14 protein-coding genes and 1 pseudogene are annotated in these 16,160 nt (G+C 75.1%); 6 read left to right on the top strand and 9 right to left on the bottom strand.

The genetic code is table 11. From position 1 onward, the window contains the following. Positions 1 to 23: 23 nt before the first annotated feature. From SNOUR_RS32740 to SNOUR_RS32715, 6 genes are all read right to left on the bottom strand, one after another. Entirely contained in the window at positions 24 to 941 is a 918-nt protein-coding gene (locus SNOUR_RS32740; RefSeq protein WP_067354276.1) for an oxygenase MpaB family protein, read from the bottom strand. Positions 942 to 960: 19 nt separating this feature from the next. Beyond that, positions 961 to 2,151 (bottom strand): acyl-CoA dehydrogenase family protein, encoded by a 1,191-nt coding sequence (locus tag SNOUR_RS32735; protein WP_067354274.1) that lies wholly within the window; start codon positions 2,149 to 2,151, stop codon positions 961 to 963. Between the two features lie 218 nt (positions 2,152 to 2,369). Continuing rightward, the gene (locus SNOUR_RS32730) at positions 2,370 to 2,834 is read right to left on the bottom strand and encodes a hypothetical protein (RefSeq protein ID WP_067354272.1); all 465 of its coding nucleotides are present in this window, start codon (positions 2,832 to 2,834) and stop codon (positions 2,370 to 2,372) included. A gap of 187 nt (positions 2,835 to 3,021) precedes the next feature. Next, positions 3,022 to 3,786, bottom strand: a complete 765-nt coding sequence (locus tag SNOUR_RS32725) for a VOC family protein (protein WP_067354269.1) — start codon at positions 3,784 to 3,786, stop codon at positions 3,022 to 3,024. Between the two features lie 129 nt (positions 3,787 to 3,915). Beyond that, positions 3,916 to 5,091, bottom strand: coding sequence for an FAD-dependent oxidoreductase (locus SNOUR_RS32720; RefSeq protein ID WP_067354266.1), 1,176 nt, complete (start codon positions 5,089 to 5,091; stop codon positions 3,916 to 3,918). Positions 5,092 to 5,215: 124 nt separating this feature from the next. Beyond that, positions 5,216 to 5,995 (bottom strand): class I SAM-dependent methyltransferase, encoded by a 780-nt coding sequence (locus SNOUR_RS32715; RefSeq protein ID WP_067354264.1) that lies wholly within the window; start codon positions 5,993 to 5,995, stop codon positions 5,216 to 5,218. A 108-nt stretch (positions 5,996 to 6,103) separates the two neighbouring features. Between SNOUR_RS32715 and SNOUR_RS32710 the strand changes: the two genes are divergently transcribed. The 3 genes from SNOUR_RS32710 (at position 6,104) to SNOUR_RS32700 (ending at position 9,197) form a co-directional block, all read left to right on the top strand. Further along, positions 6,104 to 6,283, top strand: coding sequence for a hypothetical protein (locus SNOUR_RS32710; RefSeq protein ID WP_067354262.1), 180 nt, complete (start codon positions 6,104 to 6,106; stop codon positions 6,281 to 6,283). Between the two features lie 128 nt (positions 6,284 to 6,411). Beyond that, the gene (locus tag SNOUR_RS32705; RefSeq protein WP_229921435.1) at positions 6,412 to 6,669 is read left to right on the top strand and encodes a DUF5133 domain-containing protein; all 258 of its coding nucleotides are present in this window, start codon (positions 6,412 to 6,414) and stop codon (positions 6,667 to 6,669) included. A gap of 62 nt (positions 6,670 to 6,731) precedes the next feature. After that, on the top strand, positions 6,732 to 9,197 hold the full coding sequence (locus SNOUR_RS32700; RefSeq protein ID WP_079143003.1) for a phosphoketolase family protein: 2,466 nt from the start codon (positions 6,732 to 6,734) through the stop codon (positions 9,195 to 9,197). A gap of 95 nt (positions 9,198 to 9,292) precedes the next feature. Here SNOUR_RS32700 and SNOUR_RS32695 read toward each other — a convergent pair whose 3' ends face one another. Further along, positions 9,293 to 9,958 (bottom strand): HhH-GDP family DNA glycosylase, encoded by a 666-nt coding sequence (locus tag SNOUR_RS32695; RefSeq protein WP_067354257.1) that lies wholly within the window; start codon positions 9,956 to 9,958, stop codon positions 9,293 to 9,295. 278 nt (positions 9,959 to 10,236) lie between these two features. Between SNOUR_RS32695 and ku the strand changes: the two genes are divergently transcribed. Next, positions 10,237 to 11,376, top strand: a complete 1,140-nt coding sequence (ku, locus tag SNOUR_RS32690; RefSeq protein WP_067354254.1) for a non-homologous end joining protein Ku — start codon at positions 10,237 to 10,239, stop codon at positions 11,374 to 11,376. A 64-nt stretch (positions 11,377 to 11,440) separates the two neighbouring features. On the opposite strand, the gene SNOUR_RS32685 is transcribed toward ku, so the two are convergent. Beyond that, positions 11,441 to 13,033 (bottom strand): alpha/beta hydrolase, encoded by a 1,593-nt coding sequence (locus SNOUR_RS32685; protein ID WP_067354252.1) that lies wholly within the window; start codon positions 13,031 to 13,033, stop codon positions 11,441 to 11,443. 355 nt (positions 13,034 to 13,388) lie between these two features. Here SNOUR_RS32685 and SNOUR_RS32680 point away from each other — a divergent pair. Both SNOUR_RS32680 and SNOUR_RS32675 read left to right on the top strand, forming a co-directional pair. Continuing rightward, a pseudogene (locus SNOUR_RS32680) lies at positions 13,389 to 13,844 on the top strand (DNA-binding protein); the annotation flags it as partial. A 122-nt stretch (positions 13,845 to 13,966) separates the two neighbouring features. Then, entirely contained in the window at positions 13,967 to 14,896 is a 930-nt protein-coding gene (locus tag SNOUR_RS32675) for a GNAT family N-acetyltransferase (RefSeq protein WP_067354250.1), read from the top strand. Positions 14,897 to 14,977: 81 nt separating this feature from the next. On the opposite strand, the gene SNOUR_RS32670 is transcribed toward SNOUR_RS32675, so the two are convergent. Then, positions 14,978 to 16,150 carry an acyl-CoA dehydrogenase family protein gene (locus SNOUR_RS32670; RefSeq protein WP_067354247.1) on the bottom strand — a complete coding sequence of 391 codons (1,173 nt, stop codon included), beginning with the start codon at positions 16,148 to 16,150 and terminating at the stop codon, positions 14,978 to 14,980. Positions 16,151 to 16,160: the final 10 nt, after the last annotated feature.

The raw sequence follows: 16,160 nt of genomic DNA, 5'->3' as shown, positions 1-16,160 counted from the left end.
TGTCGCCGCCCCCGCTCCCGCGTTCAGCCGCGTGGATCCCCCTGTGTGTCGTGCCCGTCCAGTATGGCGGCGGAGTCCAGGAGCTTGAAGGGACCCGGCCGCGCGCCGGGGCCGAGCCGGGCCACCGCCCGCAGGACGTGCCGCGGCGGCAGCTGCCAGCGGACCGTGGCCGGTACCGCGCGCAGCAGCCGGCCGGTGGTGCGCAGCCGGCGGGTGGCGACGGCGGGCGGGGGTGCCGGCCGACCGTAGAGCCGCTGCGCGTGGCCCGGCAGCGCCGCGTACGCGAGCTCGGCCACCGGCCGCCAGAGCAGCTCGCGGGCCGGGACGAGTGCGGGCGGCACCGGCGGGCGCCGCAGGAAGGCGTCGACCTGGCGGGCTTCGGGGGTGAGCGCGAGCTCGGGGCGGGTCCGGGCGAAGTAGGCGGCGAGCGCGGCCCGGTCGCCGGGGACGGTGTCCGGGTCCAGGCCGACGAGCCGGGCGCCGGTGCGCTGTTCGGCGAGGTAGCGGTCGGCCTGCCGGTCGGTGAGCGGGTGACCGGAGCGGCGCAGCACCTGGAGGTAGGAGTCCACCTCGGCGCAGTGCACCCACCGCAGCAGTTCCGGTTCGTCGATCCGGTAGCGCTCGCCGGTGGCCGGGTCGGTGGCGGTCAGTCGGCGGTGCAGACCGCGGACCGCGGCACCGGCCCGTTCGGCGGCGTCGGTGGTGCCGTAGGTGAGGGTGCCGACGAAGTCGGCGGTGCGCATCAGTCGGCCCCAGGCATCGCGCCGGCCCCGGTCGTCCATCCGGAAGGCCGCCGAGTTCTGCCGCACACCGCGCACCGCGCGCGGGTGCAGCGCCTGGAGGTAGAGGGCCCGGACGCCGGCGATCCACATCATCGGGTCGGCATGCAGCTGCCAGGTCACCGAGCGGGGCCCGAAGAGCCCGGGGTCGCCGGCCGTCACCGCGCCGCCCGCCGGCCGGTCAGCGCCGCACCCGGGGCATGCCGAGGCCGATCCACGAGATGATCTCGCGCTGGATCTCGTTGTTGCCGCCGCCGAACGTGAAGATGACCGCGGAGCGGTAGCCGCGTTCCAGTTCGCCGTGGAGCACCGCGCCCGCCGAGCCCTCGGTCAGCGCTCCGGCCGCGCCGGCCACCTCCATCAGCCAGGCGTAGGCGTCCCGGCGGGCCTCGGAGCCGTAGACCTTGACCGCGGAGGCGTCCTGGGGGGTCAGCGTGCCCTGCTGGAGCGCGTCGACCATCCGCCAGTTCAGCAGCTTCATGGCCTCCAGTCGGGTGTGGGTGCGGGCCAGTCGCCCGCGTACCCAGCCCAGGTCGATGACCCGGCGGCCGTCGGCGAGCTTGGTGCCGGCCGCCCAGCGCTGGACGTCGTGGAGGGCGCGGATGGCCATGGTGCCGTGGGCGGCGAGGGTGACCCGCTCGTGGTTGAGCTGGTTGGTGATGATCCGCCAGCCCTTGTTCTCCTGGCCGACCCGGCGGGTGGCGGGGACGGTGATGTTCTCGTAGTAGCTGGCGGTGGTGTCGTGCGAGGCGAGGGTGTTGATCAGGGTGCAGGAGTAGCCGGGGTCGCTGGTGGGGACCAGGAGCATGGTGATGCCCTTGTGGGGCGGGGCGTCCGGGTCGGTGCGGACGGCGAGCCAGACCCAGTCGGCGGTGTCCCCGTTAGTGGTCCAGATCTTCTGGCCGTCGACGACGTAGTGGCCGGTCTCCTCGTCGCCCTCGCGCACCGCGCGGGTCTTCAGGGCGGCCAGGTCGGTGCCGGCGTCGGGTTCGCTGTAGCCGATGGCGAAGTCGATCTCGCCGGAGAGGATCCGGGGCAGGAAGTACGCCTTCTGCTCCTCGGTCCCGAACCGCATGAGGGTGGGGCCGACGGTGTTCAGCGCCATCAGCGGCAGCGGCACCCCGGCCTGGGCCGCCTCGTCGAAGAAGATGAACTGCTCCATGGGCGTCATCCCGCGCCCGCCGTACTCCCTGGGCCAGCCGACGCCCAGCCAGCCGTCGGAGCCGAGCCGGCGCACCGTGGCGCGGTAGAAGCGCTTCTGGGCGGCCGGGTCGGCGTACCGGGCGTAGGCGTTGTCCGGTACCAGTTCGCCGAAGTACGTGCGCAGTTCGGCGCGCAGTCGCTGCTGTTCCGGGGTGTAGTCCAGGTGCACGGCCCCTCCACCAGTCGTCCGGTCCACTCGTCCCGTCGCCCGGTGGCCGTCCGGGTGCTGACGGCCCGTCGGATTCCGGGGTCGGGGGCACAGTAGAACGCGTTCCAGTAATACGGAAGGGCGGTGACCGGTCGGACGCGGGCGCACACCGGGCCCGGCGCGACACCCGGAGGGGTGCCGGGCCGGGCCCGTTCCGGAGCCCGCCGCGCGGGGCGGCCTCAGCCGGCGTGCCTGGCGGCCTCGTTCGACTGGACGCGGTCGCGGCGCCCGTCGTTGCAGTACTTGACGGCGCCGGTGTTCGTCACGTGCTTGGCCGCGATCCAGGTCCGCCGGGTGCCTCGGACCAGGTACCAGACCTCGTTGCCGCGGATGTTCTGGGCGCGGACCTTGCAGACCAGGTAGACCCGGGCGCCGTTGCGGAGGTAGCCGCGGGACGCGGAGTCGGTGCTGGGGTACTCGCGCTCGTTCATCCCGCGGCCGGCGGTGACGGTGCCGTACGTGTAGTCCGGGCCGGTCAGCTCCTGGGGAAAGGGCTGCGATTGGGGACTGGGCAGGGGGTGGGGCGTCGCCTGGGCCGGAGTCGCTGCGAACAGCGTCGCCCCCAGGGCGACGGCCGTGGTCAGTGCGCCCGCGCCGGCTGCGAGCTTCTTGCCTCGGGCCACGAGGACGTCGGTCGTGGACATAGGGGTCTCCTGTTCTCGACGCGCGATGCGTTGCCGCGCAGTGCCACCCATCGGTGCGTTGCGGACATTACGCGCAAACATCCCAAACAGTGTGGTGAAACGACGACCACGCGGCCGACCGTGTGACGTCGTATGGGCCCGTCGGCCGAAGGAATTCACTCGCCCCCCGGCGCGCCGGTGCGCGCGGTCAGCCCTCCGTACCCGCCTGGTGGATCCCGAAGACGGCGCCCTGCGGATCCCGCACCACCGCGATCCGCGGCCCGTCCGGGACGTCCGTCGGCGCCATCAGCACCATCCCCCCGGACTCGGCGGCCCGCGCCTCGGTCCCGTCGACCGACTCGACCGCGAAGTACGGCAACCAGTGCGGCCGGACGTCCTCCCGGTCGCGCGCCTCCACGGTGCTCATCCCCCCGAAGTCGGCGCCGCCGATCCCCCACTGGGTGTACGTGCCATGGGCCCTGACGGTCCATCCGAGGACCCGGGAGTAGAACGCCACCGCGGACTCGGGGTCGCCGGTGGCGAGTTCGACCCAGCCGAGCGCGCCGGGCGCGTTCAGCAGCTCGGCGCCGGTGAAGCCGCGGGCCTGCCAGACCGCGAAGGCCGCGCCCGCCGGATCGGCCAGCACCGCGAACCGGCCCAGGTCGAAGACGTCCCGCGGACCCACCAGCACGCTGCCGCCGGCCTCGGTCGCGGCCGCGGCCAGCGCCTCGGCGTCGCCGGTTGCGAAGGTGACGGTCCAGGCGGTCGGCTGGCCCGGCGCGTACAGCGGGGTCGCCGCGGCGACCCGGGCGTCGCCCACCGAGAAGAGCGTGTAGCCGCCGGCCGCCGCCCGCCGGTCGGTCTCGGCGTGCCAGCCGAAGACCTCGCGGTAGTAGACCGCGGCCGCGGCCAGGTCCGAGGTGCCCAGCTCGACCCAGCAGGGCGCGCCCGGCGTGATCTCGGTGATCTTCACGCGCTGCTCCGTCCCTCGGTGCCACGGGCCGGACGGGCGGAGCGCGCGGACGCGCCGCCCCCGGCGTCCCTCCGCTGCCGATCGTCCGACGGGCGGTGCGGGCCCGCAAGCCGGCACGACGCGGCCGGGTCAGGGGCGGTGCGGGTGCAGGTGCCGGCGGCGGAGCAGGTGGTGCGCGCGGCGCGGGGCGTCCGGCGCGAGGGCGGCCTCCAGGCCGCGGGCGGCCCCCTCCGCGGCCGCGGTCGAGCGGGGGAAGAGCGCCGCCTCGTACACCCGCACCGCACGGTCCGGATCGGTCTGCCAGGTGTGCGCCTCGGCGAGGTGCTGGGCGAGCTCGCAGCCGTCCTGGAGGGCCAGGTCCGCGCCCGGACCGGCGAGCGGGGTCATCAGGTGCGCGGCGTCGCCCAGCAGCGTCAGGCCCGGGGTGTGCGGCCAGGTGTGCGGCACCGGCAGCGCGAACAGCGGGCGGTTGGCGAACCCCTCGTCGCCGTCCCGCAGCAGCGCCAGCAGTCGGTCGTGCCACCCGGCGAACGCGGTCAGCAGCGCGCCGCGGACCGCCTCGGGGTCCGCGGTGTTCACCCCGGCCTCCCGCGCCCAGTCCTCGGAGCCGCGGAGGGCCGCGTAGACCCGGACCCGGCCGCGGCCGTCGCGCCGGGCGATCAGCCCCTTCCCTCCGGACAGCGCCATCATCGTGCCGCGGCCGACCAGCCGGGCGAGCGCCGGGTGGCGGGCGTCGACGTCGTCGAGGCCGGTCTCGACGAAGGTCACGCCGGAGTAGTGCGGGGTCGCCTCGGACAGCAGCGGGCGGACCCGGGACCACGTCCCGTCGGCGCCGACGACCAGGTCGAAGGTGGCCGACCCGCCGTCGTCGAAGACCGCCTGGTGCCGGCCGCCGCCGCGCGGGTGCAGCGTCCGCAGGTAGGAGCCCCAGCGGACCGTGCCGGGGGCGAGCGAGTCCACCAGCAGCCGGCACAGCTCGCGCCGGCCGATCTCCGGGCGCTCGGCGGGCGCGCCGGGTTCGGGCAGGTCCCGGTGGAGCACCGCGCCGGTGTGGTCGAGCAGCCGGAACTCCTGGCCGACGGGCCGGGCCGCGGCGCGGAACTCCCGCTCCAGCCCGGCCACGCGCAGCGCCGCCTGCCCGGTCGCCGGCCGCAGCTCCAGGGGGCCGCCGGGCGCGACGCCCACCGGGCCGAGGGCCCGCTCGAAGACCGTCACCGGGACCCCGTACCGCTGGAGCACCCGGGCGCAGACCAGCCCGCCGGGGCCGGCCCCGATGATCGCGATGCGGAAGGTGGTGGGGGGCATGGCGCGGCGCTCCTCGGTGCTCCTCGGCCCGCGGTCCGACGCCCGCACCGGGACCGTCCTCGCTACCAGAGGAGCACAGCCGCCCCGAAAGTGCGATCGGTGCCGGCCGGCGGGCCCGCGCGGGTCAGTCCGGGAGGGCCCTGAGCAGGACCAACGAACCCTCCAGGAAGCGTTGTTCGCGCAGGGCGCCGTGGCGGGCGTCCCAGGTGCCGTCGGCCAGGTCGCGGCGGAGCGCGTCGGCGAAGCGGGTGCGGGCCGGCTCGTCGACGAAGCTCCAGGCGGAGCACGCCCGGCGGGCGCCGGGGTCCAGGAGGCGCTCGGGGCGCCCGTAGTACGCCTCGTTGAAGCCGTCGGAGCAGTCCAGGGGGATCGGGACCGGCTCGACGGCGACGGTGCCGCCGAGGGCGGACGCCAGCGCGTCGATCCCGGGGTAGCGGCGGGCCTCGGTGTCCAGGACCTCGGGGCAGTAGGCGTACAGCCAGAAGTCCCGGACCCGCCGCGGGTCGCAGGTCAGCACGACGACCGGGCCGCGGGCCACCCGGCGCAGCTCGCGCAGCCCGGCCGCCGGGTCGCTCCACTGGTGGACGCTGAAGGTGGTCATCGCGGCGTCGAAGGAGTCGTCGGCGAACGGGAGTTGTTCGGCTACCGCGTCGACCGCCGGGGCGAGGCGGGGCGGCCGCTGGGCGCGCATCGCCGCGGACGGCTCGACGGCGGTGACCTCGCGGGAGGTCGCTTCGTAGGAGCCGGCGCCGGCGCCGACGTTCACCACCGTGCGCGCGGTGCCCAGGGCCCGGTCGATCCGGGCGGCGATCCGCGGGTCGGGGCGGCGGTGCTCGGCGTAGCCCCCGCCCACGGCGCCGTAGTCCACATCGCCGGCACTGCCGTCGCACGCACGCTCATCCATGACGTGAACATATCAACGGGTCGGTGCCGAGGCGGGCGGATTCCGTGAAAGGGCGGCGGGCGGCGGACCGGCGCACGATGGAACCACCCAGGAGCGAGTACCACCAGCATGAGCAGGGCAACGACGGGTGACGGGCCGGGGCCCGTGCCCAGTGGACCGCGGCCGGTGCCGCACGACCCGGGGACGCCCGAGCCGGCCGAGGAGCCCGCGGAGGACCCCCGTACGGCCCCCGAGGAGCCGCCCGGCGCCCGCCCCGGCGAGGACCCGGCGCCCGAGCCGCCCGACTGAGGCCGGGCGGCCGGCGGTGGGCCCGTCCGGTTGCAGCGACCGCCCGCCCGGCGCAAGGTGGGAGCCACTCCGGTCCGGGCGCACCTTCGACGCGCCCGCCAGCCGCCCCGGGCACGCACGCCGGGCCGATGTCGGGAGAAGAAGACGGCATGCTGCTGCCGGACAAGTCCGTACTCGCCTCGCTGCTGCGGCGCTACCGCGTCTGGGAGCGGGTGGTGCTCGCCGACCCGCACGACCCGGTGGCCCGGCGTCGGCTGGAGGACCTCGCGTACACGCTGTGCGTGCTGATGGGCCGGCGCACCGTCCACGAGGCGATCATCGAGGCGGAGCAGTACCTCGCGACGGACCGGGCGGCGCCCCGGACCGTCGAACGACGCAACCGATAGGGCACGCAGCCGACGCGCCGGGCCGAGCCGCCGCACGCACCGCGCGAACCGAGGAGCCGAGCGTGGGACACCCCGGAAACCCGACGACCACCGCGCCGCCGCCCTCGGCGGCCGGCGCGGCCGACCCCGCCGCCCCGCTCGACCCGAGGGAGCTGAACGCCCTCGACGCGCACTGGCGGGCCGCCAACTACCTCTCCGCCGGGCAGATCTACCTGATGGCCAACCCGCTGCTGTCCGAGCAACTGCGCCCGGAGCACATCAAACCCCGGCTGCTGGGCCACTGGGGCACCTCCCCCGGTCTGAACCTGGTGCACACCCACCTCAACCGGGTGATCAAGGCCCGGGAACTGGACGCACTGTGCGTCTGGGGGCCGGGGCACGGCGGGCCGGCGGTCCTGGCCAACTCCTGGCTGGACGGGACGTACACCGAGACGTACCCGGACGTCACCCGGGACGCGGCGGGGATGGCGCGGCTGTTCCGGCAGTTCTCGTTCCCCGGCGGGGTGCCGAGCCATGTCGCGCCCGAGACCCCGGGCTCCATCCACGAGGGCGGCGAACTGGGCTACTCCCTCACCCATGCCTACGGCGCGGCCTTCGACAACCCGGAACTGCTGGTCGCCTGCGTGATCGGCGACGGCGAGGCCGAGACCGGACCGCTCGCCGCGTCCTGGCACGCCACCAAGTTCCTGGACCCGGTGCACGACGGCGCGGTGCTGCCGATCCTGCACCTCAACGGCTACAAGATCGCCAATCCGACGGTGCTGGCCCGCATCCCCGAGGACGAGTTGGACGCCCTGCTGCGCGGCTACGGCCACGACCCGCTGCACGTCACCGGCGACGACCCGGCCGCGGTGCACCAGGCGATGGCCGCCGCCCTGGACCGGGCGCTGGACCGGATCGCGGCGATCCAGCGGCGGGCCCGCGCGGACGGCGACGCCGGGCGCCCCCGGTGGCCGGCGATCGTGCTGCGCACGCCCAAGGGCTGGACCGGTCCGCGGGAGGTGGACGGGCAGCCCGTGGAGGGCACCTGGCGCGCCCATCAGGTCCCGCTGGCCGGGGTGCGCGACCACGCCGACCACCGGCACCAACTGGAGCAGTGGCTGCGCTCGTACCGGCCGGAGGAACTGTTCGACGAGGCGGGGCGGCCCCGGCCGGCGGTGCTGGCGTGCCTGCCCGAGGGCCGGCGCCGGCTGGGCGCCTCCCCGCACGCCAACGGCGGCCTGCTGCTGCGCGAGCTGCCGCTGCCGCCGCTGGAACGGCACGCGGTCGAGGTGGCCAAGCCCGGCACCGCGCTGCACGAGCCGACCCGGGTGCTCGGCACCCTGTTGGCCGACGTCATGGCGGCGACCGCCGGGCGCCGCGACTTCCGGCTCGTCGGCCCGGACGAGACCGCCTCGAACCGGCTGGACGCCGTCTACGGCGCCACCGGCAAGGCGTGGCAGGCGGCCACGCTCCCCACCGACGAGCACCTCGCGCGCGACGGCCGGGTGATGGAGGTGCTCTCCGAACACCTCTGCCAGGGCTGGCTGGAGGGCTATCTGCTCACCGGGCGGCACGGGTTGTTCTCCAGCTACGAGGCGTTCGCGCACATCGTCGACTCGATGGTCAACCAGCACGTCAAGTGGCTGCGGACGGCGCGCCGGCTGCCCTGGCGGCGGCCCGTCGCCTCCCTGAACTACCTCCTCACCTCGCACGTCTGGCGGCAGGACCACAACGGCTTCTCCCACCAGGACCCCGGCTTCGTCGACCACGTCCTCAACAAGAGCCCCGAGGTCGTCCGGGTCTATCTGCCGCCGGACGCCAACACCCTGCTGGTGGTGGCCGACCACGCGCTGCGCAGCCGCGACCACGTCAATGTGATCGTGGCCGGCAAGCAGCCCTGCTTCGACTGGCTCACCCTCGACCAGGCCCGGGTGCACTGCGCCCGCGGCGCCGGCGTCTGGGAGTGGGCGGGCACCGAGAACGGCGGGCTCGCGCGCGGTCTCGCCCCCGCGCGCAGCACGGACGCCTCGCCCCCGGACGTGGTGCTGGCCTGCGCCGGGGACGTCCCGACGCAGGAGACGCTGGCCGCCGCCGACCTGCTGCGCCGCCATCTGCCGGAGCTGGCCGTGCGGGTGGTCAACGTCGTCGACATGACCCGGTTGCTGCCGGCCGACGTCCATCCGCACGGGATGCCGGACTCCGAGTTCGACGCCCTGTTCACCCCCGACAAACCGATCATCTTCGCCTATCACGGCTACCCCTGGCTGATCCACCGGCTCTGCTACCGCCGGACCGGCCACCGGCACCTGCACGTCCGCGGCTACAAGGAGCAGGGCACCACCACCACGCCGTTCGACATGGTCGTCCTCAACGACCTCGACCGGTTCCGGCTGGTGATGGACGTGGTGGACCGGGTGCCGGGGCTGGGCGCCCACGCGGTGGCGCTGCGGCAGGCGATGGCGGACGTCCGGACCCGGCACCACGCCTGGATCCGGGAGCACGGCACGGACCTGCCGGACGTCGCGGAGTGGACCTGGACGGGGTGACCGCCGCTCCTTCGCCGAGACCGGCCGCCACCGTCCGCTTCCGGCCGCCCCCCGCCGACCGTTCTCGCCTGCCCCGCCCGCTTCTTGACGGTCCGTCAGGCGAACTGCCCGGCCCGTTCCCGCACCTCCTCGGCCACCGACGGGTCCAGCGCCGCGCGCACCAGCGCCGAGGCCAGCGCGGCGGTCCCGGCCGCGGGCACCAGCCGGCGCAGCCGGTCCGGGTCCTCCGGCAGCCCCAACCGCCGGGCGCCCTGGAGGGCCTTGGCGTCGAGGTACGGGGCGAACTCCGGCCATACGCCCTGCACTTCGCGGACGAAGATGCCGGATCCGGCCGGCCCGACGCCCGGCAGTTCCTGGAGCGCGCCGCGCAGCGCCCCGAGGTCGCCGTCGGCCGCCTCCCGCATCCGCCGCAGATCGCCGCCGTAGCGGTCCAGCAGGAGCCGCGCCCCGTCGCCGAGGCGGGTGGCGGTGCTCTCGTCGTAGCGGCGGTAGCCGCCCGCGCCGAGCGCCTCGACCCGCTGCCGCCAGGGCGCGTCGGCCATCCGCCGGGGCGTGCCCAGCCCGGCGTGGAACAGGGCGCGGGCCGCCGCCACCGCAACCGAGGCGCGGATCCGCGCACCGAGCAGGTCGGCGAGGACCAGGAGCTGGTAGAGCGGTTGCGGGGTGTCGCGCAGACGGATCCCGGCCTCGGCGGCGTAGGTCCGTCCGTGGCGGTCCAGCAGGGCCCGGACGAGGTCCTGGTGGGCGGGGCGCGGGCTCATCGGGTGCCTCCGGGGTTCGGGCGGGGGGCGGGTCGGCGCGGCGTCCGGGCGCTCGGGGCGGCGCGGAACGAGCGACCGCGCAGCGGCACGGCCGACCACTGCGTGCGGGGTACCCGGTCGGCCCGGCCGGAATGCTCGGGCGTCCGGGTGGTCGGCGCCCGACGGTCCGGCGTACGGGTGGTCGGGCGTCCGGGTGGTCGGCGTCGGCCGGCAGGCGGGACGTCGCGGACCCGACCTAGGCTGGTACGGCACCGAACCGCACCACGAAGGCGGCTCCCATGCGCCCCACCGCGAAGTTCTCCCTCAGCTTCGGCCTGGTCACGATCCCGGTGGCCGCCTACAACGCCACCGACGCCGCCGCCTCGGTCAGCTTCGTGCGGATCCACACGGCGGACGGCGGACGGGTCCGCAACCAGCCGGTCTGCTCCCTCGAAGGCACCGAGGTCTCCCCCGACGAGATCGGCCGCGGCTACCGGACCGACGACGACACCATCGTCCCGCTGACCGACGACGACCTGGACGCGCTGCCGCTGCCGACCGCCAGGACCCTGACCATCCTGGCCTTCGTCGCCGGCGGCGACATCGATCCGCTCCAGATCGGCAAGGGCTACTACCTGGGCGCCGACGGCCCCGCGGCGGCCAAGCCCTACGCCCTGCTGCGGGACGCGATGGAGCGGCACCGGCGGGTGGGCCTGGGCAAGATCGCGCTGCACGGCCGGGAGACCCTGGCCATGATCCGGCCGGTGGAGGACGTGCTGGTCATGCAGGTGCTGCTGTGGCCGCACCAGATCCGTCCGATGACCGGTGTCCTCCCGGACCGGGAGGTCAAGGTCGCCGCCGCCGAGGTACGGGCGGCGGAGACGCTGATGGACTCCTTCGGCGGGCTGTCCGAGGAGGACGTGCACGACCACTACCGGGAGGCCCTGGAGGAGATCGTCGCGGCCAAGCTCGCGCACCGCGAGCCCGAGTTCGAGGCCGGCGAGGAGCCGCCGGCGGGCCGGGTGATGGACCTGATGGCGGCGCTCCAGGACAGCGTGCGGGCCGCGAAGCGGGCCCGCGGCGAGCTCGACGAGGCGGCGGAGGCGGACGGCAGCGGCGACGGGCGCCCGACCGGCCGTACGGCGACGAGGACGGCGGCCCGCAAGACCGCTTCCCGGAAGACCGCCGCCGCGGGCAAGACCGCGGCGGCTGGCAGGACCGCGCAGCGCAAGCCCGCCAAGGCCACGGCGGCGGGCACGGGGACGGGGACAGGGACGGGGACGGCGAAGGCCGGTTCCCCGGCCGGGAAGAAGACGACCGCGGCGGCCAGGGGCAGCGGCGCGCAGAAGGCCGCGGGCACGGCCCGGAAGACCGCGGGAACCGCCCGGAAGACCGCGGCGGCCAAGCGGGCCACCGGCCGCGGCCGGAAGGCGGGATGAGGCCCACGCCGGGCCGGGCGTACGGGCCGGGCGCCGCGGGCGGCGACCGGGCGACCGTGGCCGGTCAGCGACAGCCCGTGCCGCCCACCGGCAGCACCCCGTCCATCAGGAACGCGTCCACCTTCTGCCGCACGCACGGGTTGCCGGAGGGGTACGCGGCGTGTCCCTCGCCGTGGTACGTCAGCACCACGCTGCCGTTGCCCAGCGCCCGGGCCATGTGCGCGGCGCCCTCGTACGGTGTGGCCGGGTCGTCGGTGGTGGCGACGAGCAGGGCCGGCGGTGCGTCGTGGGCGGCCACGTCGCGGGAGGAGTCGTCGCCCGGGACGGGCCAGCCGTAGCAGTCCAGCAGTGTCGGGGCGATGTCCGGGCCGAAGAGCGGGGACGCCTGGGTGAGTTCGCGCTGGGCGCGCGGGAAGTCGGCGGGGCCGTAGCGCTCGGAGGTGTCCCGGCAGCTGATCGCCCGGAGGGCCAGTTGGTCCTGGGAGGGCATCGCCGCGGTCGCGGCGAGCCCGGGGCGACGGGCGGCGGTGCCGGTGCTGCCGCCCCCGTTGCCGCTCAGCTGGAGGATCCCGGACCCGTCCCCGTCGCGCAGCTGCGCCAGGGCGTCCCGCAGGGCGGGCCAGCTGTCCCGGCTGTAGAGGGACTGCCGCAGCGCGTAGACATAGGCCGTGCCGTCGACCTGCGTGCCCCGCACCTTCAGCGGATGGTCCGTCAACTTCTGGTACCAATCGGTGAGTTGCCGTCGTACGGTCGCGTCTTCGGAGCCCATCGGGCAGTGGCCGGTGTGCACGCAGTCGGTGGCGAAGTCGTCGAGCACCCGCTGGAAGCCGCGGGCCTGGGCGACCGCGGTCTGCCAGGTGTTCTTGGTCGGATCCTCGACGCTGTCCAGCACCAACCGGCCGGCGGTGCGGGGGAAGGTGTGAGCGTAGACCGAGCCGAGCCGGGTGCCGTAGGAGAAGCCCAGGTAGTTGAGCTTGCGGTCGCCGACGGCGGACCGCAGGACGTCCATGTCCCGGGCGACGTCGGGGGTGCCGACCCAGGGCAGCAGCTCGCCGGAGTACCGGCCGCAGGCTTCGTTGATGCGCTTCTCGTTGGCGCCGAGGCTGTCCGCGCCGGTGCCGCCGGCCGGGGTGTAGCCGGTGCCGCAGGAGATCGGTTCGGTGTGGCCGGTGCCGCGCGGGTCGAAGCTCACCAGGTCGTAGCGCTGGCCGAGGTGAGCGAAGCCGTCGCTGTTGCCGACGAGGTAGTTCACGCCCGAGTCGCCGGGGCCGCCGGGGTTGATGACCAGCGAACCGAGCCGCTTGCCGGGCCCGGTCGCCGGCAGCCGGACCAGTTGCACGCGCAGCGTGCCGCGCTCGGGGTGGGCGTAGTCGCGCGGGACCTCCAGCCGGGCGCACTGGAAGCGGCGCGCGCCGGCGGACGGCGGCGCGGCGCCGGTCGGTGGCGGCGAGCCGTGCGAGGACGGGGACGGTCCGGTGCCGGGGAAGCCCGCCGGACAGGGCTGCCAGGCCGGCCGCTGCGCGTAGAAGCGGGTGAGGTCCGGGCCGGCGGCGGCCGGGTCCGGGCCGGGGGACGCCACCGCGGCCGGAATCCCGGCCAGGGCGCCGGACAGCGCACCCGCCGCCAGCACCGCGAGGGATCCGCGAAGACCCGGCATACCCCGAGGGTAGGGCCGGGGAACCGAACGGGCATCCGGACGCGGTCCCGGGCCGGCCCGGCGGCCAGCACCGGGATGCCGGGCAGCCGCCCGGTCGGCGGGATGCGGGGCAGCGGCCCTCTTCCACACGGCGGCCCAGGGTCTGCCCGCCCCCGACCCGCCGGACGGACGCCAGGGCCGGGACCGCCCGCGGTGAGCGCGGCAGCGGCAGGGGCGTCGGCAGCAGCGCCCCGGCGCGTTTCTACGGTGCGGATGACCGGGGCGGCCTCCAACGTCCTCACCGAACGACTCACTTGAACAGTCCGTTCACAACATCTCATTGACAACGAGGTGCGCGAGAGGGCACTCTGACGGCATGTCATCGACATCGGAGCAGCAGCCCGCATCCGCCCGTCCGGCCGACCCGTTCACTCCCCCCGATCCCGGCCAGGCCCGCGCGCACCGCGCCCACGCCGCCCTCTTCCGCATCGCCGAACGCCATGCGGCCACCGACGAGCAGCGCCGCCGCCAGGTCCACCCCTCGCTCATCGGCCCCCACGAAGCCGTCCGGATCGTCTCGTTCCTGCTCAGCGGCGCCGCCGAACTCCACGACGGCGAAGCGGAGGTGGACCGCGCCGACATCACCGCCGCGCTGAGCCTGGTGCCCATGGCGCGCGGCGACATGGACGAACTGGAAACCGGACTCCTCCAGATGGCGCGCGGCCGCGGCATGACCTGGCAGGAGATCTCCTTCGGCCTCGGCCTGGGCACCCCGCAGGCCGCCCGGCAGCGTTACGAACGACTGGCCGGCCGCACCGCCGCCGACTCCGACGTCACCAGCAGCTCCGACTCCATCAGCAGTTCCGACTCCATCAGCGGCTCCGGCACCGGCGCCGGCCCCGAAGCGGAGTGATGCCATGGCGGGCCCGTTCGCATCGGCAGTAGTCTCCGCGGATGCCTGAACCCACGCCGGCGCTGCCGGCCGGCTACCAGGGGCGGCCGGCGACCGCCGACGACGTGCCGGCCATCCACCGCCTGGTCGCGGAGTGCGAGCGCGCACTGCACGGCCGGGCGCAGACCGACCCCGGCGGCATCGCCGCGGACTTCAACAGGCCGGGCCTGGTGCCGGAGTCGGACACCCTGCTGGTCCATGACGGGGTGGGCCGGTTGGCCGCCCGGGCCTGGGTGAACCGGCGTTCCGAGGTGGACGTCCACCCCGTGCACCGGGGTCGCGGCCTGGGGGCCGCGCTGCTGGACTGGGCCGAGGCCCGGGCCCGCCGGGCCGGGAGCGAGGGGATCGTCCAGACCGTGCCGGACGACGACGCGCACGCCGTCGCACTGCTGCGGTCGCGCGGGTACGCGCCGCTGGTGACCGCCTGGCTGCTGGAGTTCACGATGCCCGACGAGCCGGAGGCGCCCGAGCTGCCCGAGCCGCCCCCGGGCGTCACGATCCGGCCGTTCCGCGCCGGCGACGAGCACGCCGCGCACCGGCTCGTCGAGGACGCCTTCGCCGCATGGCAACCGCGCCGCATGCCGTACGAGGAATGGGCCCGGCACACCGTCGACCGGCCCACCTTCGCGCCCGCCATGTCGCCGCTCGCCTTCGTCGACGGCCAACTCGTCGGCGCCGTCATGTCGTTGGACCTGCACGACACGGGCGAGGGCCTTCTGGAGCAGGTCGCGGTCCACCGCGACCACCGCAACCGGGGCGTGGCCCGCCTCCTGCTGCGCCACGCCTTCCGCGCCTTCCACCGACAGGGCCGGCGGACCTGCACCCTGTGGACCCACTCGGACACCGGCGCGCTCACCCTGTACCTGCGGGTGGGCATGACGGTCAGGCGCAGTTCCACGGTCTTCCGCAAGGGGCTGACGGCAGGCGTCTGAATCGGGCAGCCCCCCGCCCCCGCGGGCGCGCCGACGCCCTCCCCCCTCTGCCGCCCTCCCCCACTCACGTCCTCTCTCCGCTCACGCGTCGAGGCCGCCGCGCTTGACCAGCTGGCCGGCGATCACATTGCGCTGGATCTCGTTGGTGCCCTCACCCACGATCATCAGCGGCGCGTCACGGAAGTACCGCTCCACGTCGAACTCGGCGGAATAGCCGTAACCGCCGTGGATCCGCACCGCGTTGAGGGCGATCTGCAGGGCGGTCTCGGACGCGAAGAGCTTGGCCATGCCGGCCTCCATGTCCACCCTTCGGCCGGCGTCCGCCTCGCGCGCCGCGTACAGGGTGAGCTGACGGGCCGCGGTGAGCGACGTGGCCATGTCCGCGAGGTAGTTGCCGATGGACTGGTGCTGCCAGATCGGCTTGCCGAACGCCTCGCGCTGCCGGGCGTAGGCGAGGGCGTCCTCCAGGGCCGCGCGTCCGACGCCGAGGGCCCGGGCGGCGACCTGGAGCCGGCCGGTCTCCAGGCCCTTCATCATCTGGCCGAAACCCTTGCCCTCGACGCCGCCCAGCAGGGCGTCGTCCGGCGCCCGGCAGTCCTCGAACGACAGCTCGCAGCTCTCCACGCCCTTGTAGCCGAGCTTGGGCAGGTCCCGGGAGACGGTGAGCCCGGGGCCGTGCTCGACAAGGAGGAGGGAGATGCCCCGGTGCGCGGGGGCGGCGGTCGGGTCGGTCTTGCACAGCAGCGCGATCAGTTGCGAGCGGCGGGAGTTGGTGATCCAGGTCTTCGTCCCGTTGATCAGGTAGCCCCCGCCGCGCGCGTCCTTGCGGGCGACCGTGCGCAGGGCCTGGAGGTCGGAGCCCCCGCCCGGTTCGGTCAGCGCCATGGTGGCCCGGATCTCGCCGGTGGCCATCTTCGGCAGATAGCGGCGCTTCTGCTCCTCGGTGCCGTAGCGCACCAGCAGCTTGGCGACGACGGTGTGGCCGCCCATCGCCCCGGCCAGGCTCATCCAGCCGCGCGCCAACTCCTCGGTGACCAGGACGTAGCACGGGGTGGAGACGGGCGTTCCGCCGTACTCCTCGGGGACGGCGAGACCGAAGACGCCGAGCCGCTTCATCCGCTCGATCAGCGCCTCGGGGTAGATGTCGCCGTGCTCCAGTTCCCGGACGACGGGTTTGACGTCCTTGTCGACGAAGTCGTGCACCGTGCCGACGACGCTCTGCTCGTCCTCCGAGAGGACATCGAGGGTGCTCATCCGTGACACT

Source organism: Streptomyces noursei ATCC 11455 (genome assembly GCF_001704275.1).
GTDB classification, from domain to species: domain Bacteria; phylum Actinomycetota; class Actinomycetes; order Streptomycetales; family Streptomycetaceae; genus Streptomyces; species Streptomyces noursei.
The sequence above is the reverse complement of the archived record's forward strand: the minus strand, read 5'-3'. Positions and strand labels throughout refer to the sequence as shown.

Coding starts and splice junctions, on each gene's coding strand:
- SNOUR_RS32730 (WP_067354272.1), bottom strand. CDS start 2,834: ATGTCCACGACCGACGTCCTCGTGGCCCGAGGCAAGAAGCTCGCAGCC.
- SNOUR_RS32720 (WP_067354266.1), bottom strand. CDS start 5,091: ATGCCCCCCACCACCTTCCGCATCGCGATCATCGGGGCCGGCCCCGGC.
- SNOUR_RS32715 (WP_067354264.1), bottom strand. CDS start 5,995: ATGGATGAGCGTGCGTGCGACGGCAGTGCCGGCGATGTGGACTACGGC.
- SNOUR_RS32710 (WP_067354262.1), top strand. CDS start 6,104: ATGAGCAGGGCAACGACGGGTGACGGGCCGGGGCCCGTGCCCAGTGGA.
- SNOUR_RS32705 (WP_229921435.1), top strand. CDS start 6,412: ATGTCGGGAGAAGAAGACGGCATGCTGCTGCCGGACAAGTCCGTACTC.
- SNOUR_RS32695 (WP_067354257.1), bottom strand. CDS start 9,958: ATGAGCCCGCGCCCCGCCCACCAGGACCTCGTCCGGGCCCTGCTGGAC.
- ku (WP_067354254.1), top strand. CDS start 10,237: ATGCGCCCCACCGCGAAGTTCTCCCTCAGCTTCGGCCTGGTCACGATC.
- SNOUR_RS32685 (WP_067354252.1), bottom strand. CDS start 13,033: ATGCCGGGTCTTCGCGGATCCCTCGCGGTGCTGGCGGCGGGTGCGCTG.
- SNOUR_RS32675 (WP_067354250.1), top strand. CDS start 13,967: ATGCCTGAACCCACGCCGGCGCTGCCGGCCGGCTACCAGGGGCGGCCG.
- SNOUR_RS32670 (WP_067354247.1), bottom strand. CDS start 16,150: ATGAGCACCCTCGATGTCCTCTCGGAGGACGAGCAGAGCGTCGTCGGC.